The 14,480-nt window shown below is 29.4% G+C and carries 16 protein-coding genes; 10 read left to right on the top strand and 6 right to left on the bottom strand.

The window, feature by feature from the left end; genetic code table 11:
• Positions 1-93 precede the first annotated feature (93 nt).
• Positions 94-549: an Lrp/AsnC family transcriptional regulator gene (locus tag H526_RS0114435; protein WP_035085641.1), complete on the top strand. Its 456-nt coding sequence runs from the start codon at positions 94-96 to the stop codon at positions 547-549.
• A gap of 9 nt (positions 550-558) precedes the next feature.
• Here the strand turns inward: H526_RS0114435 and H526_RS29220 are convergent, their stop codons facing one another.
• Positions 559-1,902 carry an MFS transporter gene (locus H526_RS29220; RefSeq protein WP_211237840.1) on the bottom strand — a complete coding sequence of 448 codons (1,344 nt, stop codon included), beginning with the start codon at positions 1,900-1,902 and terminating at the stop codon, positions 559-561.
• A gap of 206 nt (positions 1,903-2,108) precedes the next feature.
• Here H526_RS29220 and H526_RS0114425 point away from each other — a divergent pair, with 206 nt between their 5' ends.
• Positions 2,109-3,089: a lipid A-modifier LpxR family protein gene (locus tag H526_RS0114425; RefSeq protein ID WP_027393660.1), complete on the top strand. Its 981-nt coding sequence runs from the start codon at positions 2,109-2,111 to the stop codon at positions 3,087-3,089.
• Positions 3,090-3,104: 15 nt separating this feature from the next.
• Here the strand turns inward: H526_RS0114425 and holA are convergent, their stop codons facing one another.
• Entirely contained in the window at positions 3,105-4,109 is a 1,005-nt protein-coding gene (gene holA, locus H526_RS0114420; RefSeq protein ID WP_027393659.1) for a DNA polymerase III subunit delta, read from the bottom strand.
• Positions 4,110-4,135: 26 nt separating this feature from the next.
• Here holA and H526_RS0114415 point away from each other — a divergent pair, with 26 nt between their 5' ends.
• The 5 genes from H526_RS0114415 (at position 4,136) to H526_RS0114395 (ending at position 7,856) form a co-directional block, all read left to right on the top strand.
• Positions 4,136-4,579 carry a type I restriction enzyme HsdR N-terminal domain-containing protein gene (locus tag H526_RS0114415; RefSeq protein WP_027393658.1) on the top strand — a complete coding sequence of 148 codons (444 nt, stop codon included), beginning with the start codon at positions 4,136-4,138 and terminating at the stop codon, positions 4,577-4,579.
• Positions 4,580-4,612: 33 nt separating this feature from the next.
• On the top strand, positions 4,613-5,605 hold the full coding sequence (locus H526_RS0114410; protein WP_027393657.1) for a glycosyltransferase family 2 protein: 993 nt from the start codon (positions 4,613-4,615) through the stop codon (positions 5,603-5,605).
• Between the two features lie 100 nt (positions 5,606-5,705).
• Positions 5,706-6,572 (top strand): OmpA/MotB family protein, encoded by an 867-nt coding sequence (locus tag H526_RS0114405; protein WP_027393656.1) that lies wholly within the window; start codon positions 5,706-5,708, stop codon positions 6,570-6,572.
• 142 nt (positions 6,573-6,714) lie between these two features.
• Positions 6,715-7,482 carry a DUF3108 domain-containing protein gene (locus H526_RS0114400; RefSeq protein WP_027393655.1) on the top strand — a complete coding sequence of 256 codons (768 nt, stop codon included), beginning with the start codon at positions 6,715-6,717 and terminating at the stop codon, positions 7,480-7,482.
• A gap of 5 nt (positions 7,483-7,487) precedes the next feature.
• Positions 7,488-7,856, top strand: coding sequence for a hypothetical protein (locus tag H526_RS0114395; RefSeq protein ID WP_027393654.1), 369 nt, complete (start codon positions 7,488-7,490; stop codon positions 7,854-7,856).
• Positions 7,857-7,892: 36 nt separating this feature from the next.
• Here the strand turns inward: H526_RS0114395 and H526_RS0114390 are convergent, their stop codons facing one another.
• Entirely contained in the window at positions 7,893-9,743 is a 1,851-nt protein-coding gene (locus H526_RS0114390) for a glycoside hydrolase family 13 protein (RefSeq protein ID WP_035085636.1), read from the bottom strand.
• A gap of 243 nt (positions 9,744-9,986) precedes the next feature.
• Here H526_RS0114390 and H526_RS0114385 point away from each other — a divergent pair, with 243 nt between their 5' ends.
• Together H526_RS0114385 and H526_RS0114380 are read left to right on the top strand one after the other, a co-directional pair.
• Positions 9,987-11,042, top strand: a complete 1,056-nt coding sequence (locus H526_RS0114385) for a sensor histidine kinase (protein WP_027393652.1) — start codon at positions 9,987-9,989, stop codon at positions 11,040-11,042.
• Complete coding sequence (locus H526_RS0114380) at positions 11,043-11,771, top strand: LytR/AlgR family response regulator transcription factor (protein ID WP_027393651.1); 729 nt, start codon at positions 11,043-11,045, stop codon at positions 11,769-11,771.
• A 23-nt stretch (positions 11,772-11,794) separates the two neighbouring features.
• Here the strand turns inward: H526_RS0114380 and H526_RS32505 are convergent, their stop codons facing one another.
• On the bottom strand, positions 11,795-11,926 hold the full coding sequence (locus H526_RS32505) for a hypothetical protein (protein WP_255420148.1): 132 nt from the start codon (positions 11,924-11,926) through the stop codon (positions 11,795-11,797).
• A 167-nt stretch (positions 11,927-12,093) separates the two neighbouring features.
• Positions 12,094-12,678: a hypothetical protein gene (locus H526_RS0114370; RefSeq protein WP_035085634.1), complete on the bottom strand. Its 585-nt coding sequence runs from the start codon at positions 12,676-12,678 to the stop codon at positions 12,094-12,096.
• A 227-nt stretch (positions 12,679-12,905) separates the two neighbouring features.
• Between H526_RS0114370 and H526_RS0114365 the strand changes: the two genes are divergently transcribed.
• A complete protein-coding gene (locus tag H526_RS0114365; protein ID WP_027393649.1) occupies positions 12,906-13,781 on the top strand; it encodes an AraC family transcriptional regulator in 876 nt (291 codons plus the stop codon).
• Here H526_RS0114365 and H526_RS0114360 read toward each other — a convergent pair.
• A complete protein-coding gene (locus tag H526_RS0114360) occupies positions 13,778-14,398 on the bottom strand; it encodes an L-threonylcarbamoyladenylate synthase (RefSeq protein ID WP_027393648.1) in 621 nt (206 codons plus the stop codon). The genes H526_RS0114365 and H526_RS0114360 overlap by 4 nt on opposite strands.
• Positions 14,399-14,480: the final 82 nt, after the last annotated feature.

Genomic DNA, 14,480 nt, shown 5'->3' with positions numbered 1-14,480 from the left:
TGTCAAATTTTAGAATTAAAACACATTATTATAATTTAAAAAGAATTTTATTCTATTTTTGATTACTTATGACAATTGAAAAAGAAAAATATTATGGATAAAACAGATCGATCTATTCTAAATTTATTACAAAAAGATGGAAAAATAACAATCAAAGAGATTGCAGAAAGATTAAACCTTACTACCACTCCTATTTTTGAAAGAGTAAAAAAATTAGAACGTGAAGGATTTATCAAATCGTATAAAGCGATTCTCGATAGAAAAAAAGTTGGTTTACAACTGATGGTATTTTGCAATGTAACTTTAAACCTTCACCAAACAGATTATCTTAAAAAATTTGAAAAAGACATTCAGCAATTTCCAGAAGTTGTAGAATGCTACCACGTAGCCGGAATGTTTGATTATCTAATTAAGATATATGCAGAAGATATGGAAAGTTATCAGTATTTTCTTTCTAATAAATTAGCTTCACTAGAAAATATTTCTAAAGTACAAAGCTCGTTTGTGATGACTGAAGTAAAAGATTTTTCGTTTTTACCAATTCCTTAGAAAATGCATCTATATTACCTCTGCAGCAGGATTCTCTATTGTCTTAGTATTCCTTGTTCGGATATAATTTATAAACAACAAAAGCAGAATCACTAAAAATATCCAAGAACCTATAATAAAAATAATTACTCCTATACTTTCAAACATAATTCCTCCTAGAACAAGTCCGAATATACTTGCTAAACTTCCCATACTATTTCCATATCCCTGAATTGCTCCTTGCATCGTTGGATTCCCTGTTTTTGACAAAAGGGATAAAAAACTTGGCCACATAAGTCCATTTCCAAGTGACAATATCGTATTTGCTATATAAAGCACAATTAAGTTATTAAAGGAGAGAAAGAAAAAGCTTAGAGATAAAAATAGCGCTCCGATAATAATTAATATGATATTAGAAACCTTACCTGACAAGAAAGACAATAATGGACCTTGTACTAGAATCATTATAAAACTAGAATACGCAAGAAACATTCCTAAATCAATTGCTGTCCATTTTAATGTGGTAGAAGCATATAAAGGCAAACCAGCATAAAATAAACTAAAGGCCAAAAATGTCAAAAAATAAATAGTAAATAATAATGGAATTCCTTTTTGCTTTAATACTCCTTTCAATGTATTATTATCGCTACCCTCTTCTGCAGAATTATTTACAAAACAATCTTTATGCTCTACTTGAAAAAACTTTCTGAAAGATTTAAAGTTTAAACTTCCTGTGTCTACCATACACGGATTGCTTTCTGGCAATTTGATAAAAATAACTAGAATTGCTATTAACGAGATAATAGCGGCTAAACTAATAGGTAATATTTCTCCTAAAACTGTGGAAGCTAAAAGGCCTGCTACAGCAGGTCCTAAAACAAAACCTAAGCTTGTGGAAGCACCCATCATTCCGAAATTCTTATCTCTATCTTCATCTGTTGAGACATCTGATAAATAAGCATTAGCAACAGATACATTACCTCCAGTAAAACCATCAAAAATCCTTGCTAAAAAAAGTAAAACCAATGGCAGTGTCATAATATAATTACCACTAAACCCAGAATCAGAAGACCATAATGGTATTTTTGGAAGAATTAATGCTATTAAAAACAATAACCAAGCTATAAATGTACCTGCTTGGCTAATTACTAATACTTTTTTTCTTCCTATTTTATCAGAAAGTCTACCTAAAATTGGAGCTCCAATAAATTGGAAAAAAGGATACGTAGCACCTAAAATTCCATAAACAAATCCATTGCCCCCAAGATCCGTAACGATAAATATAAGAATAGGAATGACAATACTATATCCTAATATTCCTATGAAATTAACTAAGAGTATTGGAAAAATTGATTTCCTAAAGAAACGAAACATTTTCATTTATTAAATGTAATTGATTCAATTCCTAATTTAGTTAAAATACCATTAATTAGTATTAATATGTATGTTTCATAAAAGATCAGAAAATAGAATACTAAAAAACATAAAATTGTTTGGGATAATTTTAAAAGTTAAAAAGTACATACTCAAAAAGACTGATTTTTTATTTTTACAGGTAAAAGCATAAAAAGTAAGTCTAAATGAATTCAAAAATTACTATATCTCTATTTTTAATTTCTTTAATAACTATTTCTAACCTATTATCCCAGGCTAAGAAAGAAGCTTTTAAATCAGAATTAAAAGTGATTGTAGACAACGATATTTTTGCAGTTTTTCGTGATTCTGATCGATACTATTCTTATGGTATGGGAATAGAATATAGTTTTAACACTACCAAATTCTTAGGACTACAAAAACTATTTAAAAATAAAAAAGATGTGTTTTATTCGCTGGGTGCAAAAATTGAAGGATACACTCCGTCGTTAGTAAGAATATTTGCTGCTACTCCAGAAATAGAAGATAGAGATGATTTTGATCGTCCATTTGCTGGACTCTTATATGTATCATTAGGAACAACGTATACCTTTGAAAGATCTTTCTTAAAATCTGAAATTTTGACCGGTATCATTGGGCCGTCATCACAAGCTGGAGAGATACAAACTTGGTTTCATGAAAATATTACTGATGATCCCGTGTATGATGGTTGGCAGTTTCAATTAGAAGATCAATTCATATTTAATTTAAAAAGCTCTTTCACCTATGACTTACACCCTAATTCTAAATGGTTTAGTACCTACGTGGGTGGTGATGCTTATCTAGGAAATCTATACATTAGGGCTACTCCTCAGGCTGGTTTTAGAATTGGAGAATTTGAAAGTGTTACTAAATCTAGTAGTTTTCAAAACTCATTATTATTACCTAAAAAACATTCCGAATTATTCTTTCAATTTAATGCAGAAACACGTTTTATTGCATATAATGCAACTATACAAGGTAATTTATTCGATGAAAAAGCTTATGGGATAGATGATCTAAATAATATTTCTTGGCATCTACGAAGTGGGTTGTATTATTCCTTGAATAAAATATCAATCAATTTTATTTATCACTGGTCAACAGGAGTATTAAATAGTACAGAAAATCATGGATATGGTACATTTAATATCGCATACCGTTTCTAATAAACGAGCAAAAATTTAATTCATTATTTTTACAAGTAATTCTTTCAGAATATCTCCTGGAGGAAGACCTGTAGCTCCTACTCCTTTACTTTTAACATCTGCTTCTCTTAATAGCGCAATAATTTGACTCACCTTTTTCATAGGATAATTACGACTGGCATCAGAATAATCACTTACAAAATATGGATTGATTCTTAGTGCACTGGCAACACTACGCTGAGATTTATCCGGTAATCCATGATACTGTAAAACCTGAGAAAAAAAACTATAAAGCAATGATATGGTAACTACTAATGGATTATCTTTAGGGTTCTGGGCAAAGTAATTGATAATTCTAAATGCCTTCATAACATCTCTAGTACCTATCGCCTTTCTTAATTCAAAATTGTTAAACTCCTTACTTATTCCAATATTTTCTTCGATTTTATCAGCTGTAATAGGTTGCCCTTTAGGAATAATCAGTTTTAGTTTTTCTAACTCGTTATTGATTTTGTTTAGATCTGTCCCCAAAAACTCCACTAACATCTGAGAAGCTTTTGGTTCTATAGTGTATTTTGATCCAGCTAAAACTCTTCTTATCCAATCAGCTACCTGATTTTCATATAGTTTTTTACTTTCATAGATAATACCATTCTTAGCAACTATTTTATATAGTTTTTTTCGTTTATCTATCTTTTTATATTTGTAACAAACTACTAAAACTGTAGTTGGCTGAGGGTTTTCTGCATAATCCGCTAATTTCTCAATGGTTCTAGAAAGATCTTGTGCTTCCTTTACAATAACTACTTGACGTTCTGCCATCATTGGATATCGCTTAGCATTAGAAACGATATCTTCTACGCTAACATCACGACCATATAAAACCATTTGATTAAAACCTTTCTCCTCTTCTGCAAGCACATTTTTATCAATATATTCTGAAATTTTATCAATATAGTATGGTTCTTCGCCCATTAAAAAATAAATAGGCTTAATATTTCCATTCTTAATATCGCTTACTATCTGTTTTACTTCATCCATTCAGAAAAAATCATCAAATTTGTGCTATGCAAAACCTTAACTTTCCAGCATATCAGTTCAGGTTCAAAAGTAGCGAAAATAAAGTTTCTATTTTTGACAGAATACGCAAAAAATTTATCATTCTTACTCCGGAAGAATGGGTAAGACAGCATACAATTCATTATTTAATTGAAGAAAAGAAATATCCAGAAAGCCTTATTAATGTAGAAAAGCTGATCAAAGTTAATGATCTTAACAAGCGTTATGATATTATTGTTTTTAACCCAGATGGCAGTATCTATTTGATTATTGAATGTAAATCACATTCTGTAAGAATTACGCAAGAGGTGTTTGATCAAATAGCCAGATACAACTTAGTATTGAACTCAGAATATCTTATGATCACTAATGGTCTGGACCATTATTATTGTCAAATGAATTATCAAGAAAAACGTTACACTTTTCTAAAAGATATTCCTGATTATAAATAGCTATTTATTATTATTTGCTTTTTATTTGCATCAGTGAATATAGCTATTGTCATATTAAATTGGAATGGGCGTTCGTTATTAGAACAATTCTTACCATCTGTTGTAAACCATTCAGAAGGAGCATCAGTGTATGTTGCTGATAATGCATCAACTGACGATTCTATAGAATATATTAAAACATCATTTCCTGAAGTACAAATTATCCAAAATGACAGCAATGGAGGATATTCTAAAGGATATAATGATGCTTTAAGCAAGGTCGATGCTGATATTTATTGCCTGCTAAATAGCGATGTAGAGGTTACTAAAAATTGGCTTACCCCTATTGCTGAAGCTTTTAAAAATTCTAAAAAAATTGGTGCAATACAACCAAAAATTTTAGATTATAAAAAGATGAACTATTTCGAATATGCAGGTGCAGCAGGAGGGTTTATTGATAAATTCGGGTACCCTTATTGTAGAGGAAGAATTTTTGATACACTTGAAGAAGATAAAGGTCAATATGATGATACTTTAGATATATTTTGGGCAAGTGGCGCCTGTTTATTTATTAGAAAATCTGTTTTTGAGGAAGTTGGCAAACTGGATGAAGATTTCTTTGCGCATCAAGAAGAAATTGATCTGTGTTGGCGAATACAAAATAATGGCTACCTAATTAAATATATAGGAACATCAAAAGTATACCATCTCGGTGGTGCTACACTAAACGCTATGAATCCAAAAAAAACATTTCTTAACTTCAGAAATAGTTTACTTATGATAGTAAAAAACACTTCTGGAGTTTTTAGTTGGTATATTATTTTAGTTAGATTACTGTTAGATGGAATTGCAGGTGTTAAATTTTTATTAGAAGGAAAACCCTCACATTGTTTAGCAATTCTTAAAGCTCATTTCAGCTTTTACAAAAATTTGCCAACTTTTGTTAAAAAACGTAAAAAATCAAGGGCTACAAGGAAATATTATTCCGTTTCTTCCGTTGTATGGCAGTATTATATTTTAAACAAAAAACTATTTAACCATTTGTAGGGTTATATTCATTAAATTATTGTTAATGGTACGATAATGCGTCACAATTTTAATAATTTTGAGTTATATAACCAGAATAAGACTAAAAACAGATTTTCTAATGAAAAAAGTAATGATTATCGGAGCTTCAATGGCTGTATTATTATCTTCTTGTGTATCACAGAAGAAATTTACAGATCTAGAAGCCAAGCAAAAAGAAACCCAAGATCTTTTAAATACCGCAACAGTTAAATTAAATAATTGTTTAGAAGAGAAAGCAAGTGAAAGTTCTGAATTAAAAGTTTTAAGAGATCAAGTAAGTAATCTTAAAAATCAAAATTCAGCCCTTTTAAATAATGTTGGTAATTTAGCTACATTATCTACCAAAGAGGCTGAGAACCTAGAGAGATCTTTAGAAAGTATTAAAGAAAAAGATCTACAGATAAAAACAATGAATGATGCACTGAATAAAAAAGATTCTGTAACATTAGCATTGGTTACTAGTTTAAAAGGAGCTTTAGGAAACCTTGCTGATGAAGATATTGAAGTAAATGTGGAGAAAGGTGTAGTTTATGTATCTATTTCTGATAAATTATTATTTAAGAGCGGTAGCTACAATGTTTCTACAAGAGCAAAAGAAGTATTAGGTAAAGTTGCTAAAGTAGTAAATGATAAACCTGATATCGAATTCTTAGTAGAAGGACATACAGACAATGTGCCAATTAAGAACAAAGTGTTACTTGATAACTGGGATCTAAGTGTAAAAAGAGCTACTTCTGTAGTCAGAGTTTTACAAAAAGATTTTGGTGTAGATCCAAAACGTATGACTGCTGCAGGAAGAAGTTATTATGTGCCAATAGCTGATAACAATAGTGCAGCTAATAAAGCTAAAAACAGACGTACAAGAATTGTTGTACTTCCTAAATTAGATCAATTCTATAATATGATCGAGGATGGAATGAAAAAAGCAACCGAAGGCGGTAATTAAAAAAATATAAAGTATTTTTGAAAAGGGTTAATGTTACTATTAACCCTTTTTTTATTCTTTATTTTAAGAATGGTATGAAAATTGAATTTTAGTGAATAAAAAAGCCCTTGAGCTTATTAGTTATTAATATTTATAAAAAATAATGAGAAAATTATTTATTGTCGCACTTCTTCTTTGTTTTACAACCATAAAAGCTCAGAAGAACTCGAACACTTCTATCGGTGAAAATGAAAAACTTGTATACACCGCTTCCTATAATATGTCTGGTTTATTAACTAATTTGGCACAAGTAACCATGCAAACCACTCGTATTAATACAGGAAAAAGCAATTATCTTAGGTTAAAATGTAGCGCTTCTACTTATTCTAAATGGGACTCTTTTTTTAAAATTAGAGATGTATATGAAGCATATGTAAATCCAGCTAATCTTACACCTTATTTATATAAAAGGGATATCAATGAAGGTGGATATATAAAGAAGGAAAAATATGTTTATAGTCATAAAAAAAAGACTATAAAAGCTACTATGCAAAAGAAAAAAGAACCTAATACAAAGGTTTTAAAAATGAGTGGTAGTACGTATGATGTAGTCTCTACTTTATATCATATTCGTAATATGGACATAGAAAAAGCACCGGTAGGTACTAACCAAAAAATAACAATTTTATTTGATAGAAAACCTCAAACTGCATATCTAAAACTATTGGGTAAAGAAACTATTAGCACGAAAACAATGGGAAATAAAGAATGTTATAAAATAGCAGTCAATAATAACTCCCTTAAAGGAACTAATAAAAACATTGTTTACCTTACTGCGGATAATAATAAAGTTCCTGTATTAATTAAATTTAGTATTCCAGCCGGAACCGGACAACTAAGCCTAACTCAAGCCTCTGGATTAAAAAATTAAATCATATGAGAATTGTACTAATATCTATAGCTGCCATAGCTGCTCTTTTAGGAATTATAATGGCAATACTGCCATTTGGAACTATAGGTGTATTGCCTGGTATTGTTTCTTTGTTAGCTGGTATTGGAGCTTTTTATATTTCTAAGAAGAAACAAAAACCACAAAAACTATCACTCCTATTTTTAACTATTGGAGTTTTAGTAATTGTAGCTAGTGGATCTAAATCATTATGGGTAAAAGATGAAATTGCTGTTGATGAAGAATTTGAGCAAAAAGAAGAACAAAGTAAAGAAGAAGCTATAGAAGAACTTAAGGAAATAGAAAATGAACTTGAAGAGATCGAAGGAGATCTAGAAGAAATTGAATCTGAATAATCTATACCTAAAGATCTTCTATAACTAAAACTTATATTATTTAGCTAAGTCAATAACCATTGCGGTATGCTTAGCTAAATTTATTTGTTCTAAAGTATCAAACTTTTTTCCTGATAAAATATCTTTTCCTTGACTATATCCTTCTAATGATTCTTGAAAACGAGCTAACTTAAAACTCTTATAATCTTTATCACTATTATTAATAATAATCATTGTGTTTTCTGTATCTGTATATCTAAAATATACATATACATTATCAATCGGTTGGTAATGCACTAGTTTTCCGTTATGAATAGATGATGCATTTTTTCTCCAATTAAGAATTGTTTTCACATATTCAAACAGATCATTTTCTTCTGTAGTTCGACCTTCTTTAGTAAAAGCATTTCTACCATCTTCTTTCCATCCACCAGGAAAATCTTGTCTTACTTTACCATCTGGTCTCCTATTTTTCATTAGAATCTCATCTCCATAATATATCTGGGGAATTCCTCTAGTAGTAAGCGTAAACACCATACTTAGCTTCAGTTTATTTACATCATTATCTAATAAAGCCAATAAACGATCTACATCATGATTACCATTAAAAACTTTATTATTTTCAGGGTTTCCGTATACAAAATCTTCTGCTAGTGTTTTATACAACTCAGAAATATCTCCATTCTTTCCAAAAGCTCTTAACATTGAATAATATAAAGCATAGTCGCTAACACTGCTTACATTAGAAACATATCCATCTCTATTAGCTCTATCATTATTCCAATAAGATAAATAAGATGCTCTTTCTGCCCAGGTTTCTGCTACCATATAAAAGTCAGGATATTCTTTTGTAAGCGCTTTCATCCATTTAGACATTGCTTGTTTATTAGGATATGGATATGTATCTAATCGAATTCCATCTATTTTGGAATATGCAACCCACCAAATAGAATTCTGAATCATATAAGTAGCTAGAAATTCATTTTCTAAGTTTAGATCCGGCATATTAATATCAAACCACCCTTTTGTTAGTAAATTAAAATCACTTTCAGAAGCATAAGGATCAGAAGCGGCTATATTTGTAAAATTACTTTTAGTAAACCTATCCCATTGGTTTACCCAATCTTTTGATGGTAAGTCTTGCATCCACCAATGTCCGGAACCACAATGATTAAAAACTTGATCCATAATTACTTTCATACCTTTTTCATGCGCTACATCAACAAAGGTTTTGTATTCTTCATTTGATCCTAGACGAGTATCTGTTTTATAAAAATCAGAAATTGCATATCCGTGATAAGAATATGTTGGCTGATCATTTTCCAAAAATGGATTTAACCATAATGTAGTAACTCCCAGTTCTTCTAAATAATTAAAATTATCAAGTATTCCTTTCAAATCACCTCCATGTCTACGATCTTCATTATTTCTCTTTATCTTTTCCTTGGTGTCTTTTGTAGAATCATTCGAAGTGTTTCCGTTTGCAAAACGATCTGGTGTAATTAAATAAATCACATCAGCAGGTGTAATTTTTTGTCCTACTTTTTTATCTTTTACCTTTTGTTTTAGTTCATAGTTATAACTAAAAAATTGATCTTTATTTTCAAATTTTATGGATATAATTCCAGGCTGAGTATTCTTAGAAATGCCAAGATCTATAAACAAATAATTTGTGTTTTCTACTTTATTGACTTTTTTTAATTGAACTCCAGGGTATTGAATTGTAACGTTATAAGCACTAATATTCTCGCCATGTAACAATAATTGTAAATCAGGGTTTTCCATTCCTACCCACCAAAATGGCGGTTCTACGTGAGTTAATAATTCCGATTTCTGTGCTTGCCCTAAAAAGGAAACTAGGGTTAAAAGAAATAAACGTAAAAACACTTTTATCAAGTATGTACTCATAAATATCATTTTTTTAATTAATAAACAGCTAATTACCAAGCTTCAAAAAAAATGACAACTTCATTATACAGAAAGCGTGATCTAAAGTATAAACAGTTAAGAATTAAATAAATGATTGAAATATAAATTTTTAGCGTTTTCGAAGAATAATTAATGTTGTACGTAATAAATTGAACGTAATTCGTCCTTAACTTTGTTATTTCATTAAAATTTTTGAGACTTTAGCTCTTCGTAAACAACTTAATGACAAACACATTTTTTAAAAATATATTTTCTCACAGATTATCTAAGCATATACTTTACTGGGTAGGCCTCATCATATTTTTTGGAATTACTTGGGGAACATATGATAATGATTATGTTCGTTCATTTACTATTCAAACTTTTGGTTTACCAGCAAGAATGGTACTTGTCTACATATCTATATACATGCTAATCCCCAAATTTCTATTAAAAAGAAAGTTTATTTCTTTTATAGTTTCTTACCTCATTTTGTTATTAGTAACTAGTATTTGCATCCAAAGACCTATAATTTATTTTTATGTAGAACCTATCTACTTTCCTAGTTGGAACAGTGAAGGCTATTTTACAATAACAGAATTAATGAATACAATTTTAGATGTTAATATTGCCGCTATCATTCCCTTAGGTTTTAGTTTTTTTAAATTCTATTATAACTCACAACAAAGAACCTTAACTCTAGAAAAAGAAAAAATTGAAACCGAACTTATACAATTGCGTAATCAAGTACATCCGCATTTCCTATTTAACACACTTAATACTTTATATGCATTAATCATAAAAAAATCGAATACAGCAGAAACCGCAGTATTAAAATTATCGAAACTCATGCGATATATGTTATACGAGGCCAATACCCCTAAAGTCTCATTAGTAAAAGAAATAGAATATTTAAAAAATTATATAGATCTTGAAAAATTAAGGTTCGAAGATTCTATAGATATTAGTTTTAACTCTGAATCTGACAAAGATTATCAAATATCACCGTTTTTATTGATCCCATTTGTAGAAAATGCTTTTAAGCACGGAACTTCTTCTTCAAAAGGATCCTGGATTGTCATTAATATATTTACCAAGAAAAAAGAACTCATATTACAAGTAGAAAATTCTAAATTTAGCGATACCAATACAGATCATGATTCAGTTGGAGGTATCGGTTTTAATAATGTAAAAAAGAGATTACAATTGTTATACCGTGATCAATACTCATTAAAAATAGATGATAACGAATTATCATATGAAGTTATTTTAAAATTAAATCTCACTAAAAATCTCTAGATGAATACCAAAATAAAATGTCTTATCGTCGATGACGAACCATTAGCTAGAGAAATAATTGAAAATTATATCTCTAGAATTAATCATTTAGAACATATAGCTTCTTGCGCTAATGCATTAGAAGCATTTAATATTATTACTAATAAGAATATTGACTTAATTTTTCTAGATATCCAAATGCCGGAAGTAACGGGAATTGATTTCTTAAAAGATCTAACTCCTTCTACTCAAGTTATTTTTACAACAGCATATAGTGATTATGCAGTAGATGCTTTTAATTTAGAAGCTATAGATTACTTATTAAAACCTATAGATTTTTCACGATTCTTAAAATCAATTAATAAAGTATTAAAACGTTTGGACTCTGCTAATAACATTCCACCAACAATTAACAATACAGAAGAAATTGACTATCAAGATGTTTTTATTTATCTAAAGGTGGAAAAGAAAATGCAAAAAATATTTCTAAAAGATATCTTTTATATAGAAAGTCTAAAAAACTATATCAAAATTAAAACCTCTGAGAGAGAAATAATAGCGTACAAAGGTATTAGTACCATAGAAAATACACTTCCTAGTAAAAAATTTCTAAGAGTACATCGATCTTTTATCATTGCTATTGATAATATCGACGCTTTTTCTACTACTGAAATTGAAATTAAAGGCATCAAAATTCCGGTAGGTAGAAACTACAGAGAATCTGTAAAAGAAACACTTGGATACTTTTAAAAATACTAGGGTTAAATTAGGTATTATCCATTTAAAAATTCATCCGTTTCTAAAGAAAACTCTTCTATTTCAAAAGAGAACTCATTTACTGTATTAGAAAAAGAAACTATAAAAATTGCTGCTACTACTAAATAAACTTCTACTACTTTATTCATAATTATACGTTTTTATCGATTCATTTATCTTTTAAAGGTACTTTATATAGCATAGAATAAAAACATCAAAATTGACCATTATCTATGCTATTTTAACCAAAATATAAAATGAAAAAAGCAGCGTGGTTAGTGCTGCTTTTCAAGTGGTTGAGTTAATAATAAAACAATTAAATACTAACTTTCTTTATAAACGTTCTGTCCTTTAATGCGAAGTAAAACTGATATTCTCCTTTAGGCATTTTAGAAAAATCATATGTTCTTTTTAATACTTCTTCTTCATTTCCTATTACTTCTTCCAATACTCTAAACTCGTTATCATAGATGGTAAGATTAACTGGTGACTTTTCAGTATTATTAAACATTACTTTAATAAATTTACTTTCTGCGCGAACTAATGGTTTAAATACTGTTACTGCTGACGTGTTAATCAATGAAACTCCTTTTTGGTTTTTTAATAAAGGGGTTACTTTTATTTCATATTCAGCTTCTGTTTCTACAAAATACACTCCATCTGGTACATTTCCTAGGTTAAAGTACTTCTGATAACTTGGTGTTGCTTCTAAAGTAACATTGAATAATACTTCACCGTGGTAATCCTTAAGGAATAATTTTTCTCCTTTTATAACTTCTGTCAATGATACATTAACCATCGACGAATTAGTGATCTCAACTGAAACTCTTCCTGCTGCGTTAGCAACACTGCTTGTAATGATTACTAGTGCAATCAAACATAGGTTAATAACTCTCTTCATAACTTAAGGTTTTTGTTGTTGTTAATATTTTACACTGCAAATATATGACAGAGAATATGTCTATAAATACATCTATTTTTGCATATATATGTTCTATATTAACCTATAAAAATCATAAAAACCCCCTTAAAGCTAATTTAACATATGATTTCACATATTTAACAATAAATTAATACTTTAAATATCTTATATTTACAAAAATCTAATATGGAGAAAATTCCCTCAAAATGAAAAAAAGTATTAAACCTTCTTTAGAAAAAATTCTTCCTGAGTTTGGTAGTTCATTTTTTTATGAAAACTTCTCTCAAGAAAAAATGAACAAAGCCCCTATTTGGCATTACCATCCAGAAATTGAAATTGTATATGTCAATGGGGGTACAGGAAAACGTCAAATAGGTAGCCATATGTCCTACTATAGGAATGGAGCTTTAATGCTCATTGGTTCTAATCTACCTCATTGCGGTTTTACAGACAGTCTAACCCTAAATAAGAGTGAAACAATTATACAAATGTTACCCGATTTTTTAGGAAACTCTTTTTTTAATATCCCAGAAATGGCTGGAGTAAATCAATTACTAGAACAGGCAAAAAAAGGTATTGTATTTCATGGAGATACTAAACGTAGAATTGGTGCCCGCATTGAAGCTTTAGAAATGTTAGATCCATTTGATAGGTTATTAGGGATATTGAAGGTATTTAAAGAAATGCAACAAACTAAGGACTACTCTATTCTTAATGCAGAGGGTTTTGTAATTGAAACCTCTTTGCAAGATAATAATCGAATTAATCTAATTTTTAATTTTGTACAAGAAGAATTTACTAGACCAATTCCACTAGAGGAAATTGCCGATAAAGTAAGTATGAGTGTACCAGGATTTTGTAGATATTTCAAAAAAAACACTGGAAAAACTTTTATTCAATTTGTAAATGAATATAGATTAGTACACGCTGCAAAGTTGTTACACGAAAAACAAACTAGTATTACAGATATTTGTTATGAAAGTGGATTTAGTAATTTTTCACACTTTAATAAACTTTTCAAACAATTCTCAGGAAAAACACCTAGTACTTATAGAAATGAGTTAAAATATGTAGTCTCTTAAATAATATCAATTGCCCCTTTTCCTTCTCGCACAAGAACAGGTTCTCCACTAGTAAGATCTATAACGGTAGATGCCATATTACCACCATATCCACCATCTATAACCACATCTACTAGATTATCCCATTTTTCTAAAATCAGTTCTGGATCAGTAGTATATTCTATAACTTCATCTTCGTCATAAATAGATGTAGATACTATAGGATTCCCTAAATTTTCTACTATAGTTTTACAAATATTATTATCTGGAACTCGAATCCCGACGGTTCTTTTCTTTTTAAAAACTGTAGGTAAGTTATTACTTCCGGGAAGTATATATGTATAAGGACCTGGAAGTGTTCTCTTTAACAATTTAAATGTGCTATTATCTATTTGTTTTACATAATCCGATAAATTGCTAAGATCACTACAAATAAATGAAAAGTTCGCTTTAGCCAGCTTAACTCCTTTTATTTTTGCAATACGCTCTAAAGCTCTATTATTCGTAATATCACAACCTAAACCATATACTGTATCCGTAGGATAAATTACTAATCCACCACTTCTTAGGCTATCAACAACCTTTTGCACTTCACGAGGATGAGGATTCTCGTTATATAATTTTATTAGTTCTGCCATATTACCAAAAAGTAGATAAAGATACGGTTTTAAAAGAAATCACTATCTCAAAATACTTGTATATATTAACTGAGTCGTTTAT

Origin of the sequence: Aquimarina latercula DSM 2041, assembly GCF_000430645.1 — a bacterium.
GTDB lineage: Bacteria > Bacteroidota > Bacteroidia > Flavobacteriales > Flavobacteriaceae > Aquimarina > Aquimarina latercula.
This window is presented reverse-complemented; position numbering and strand designations above follow the sequence as displayed.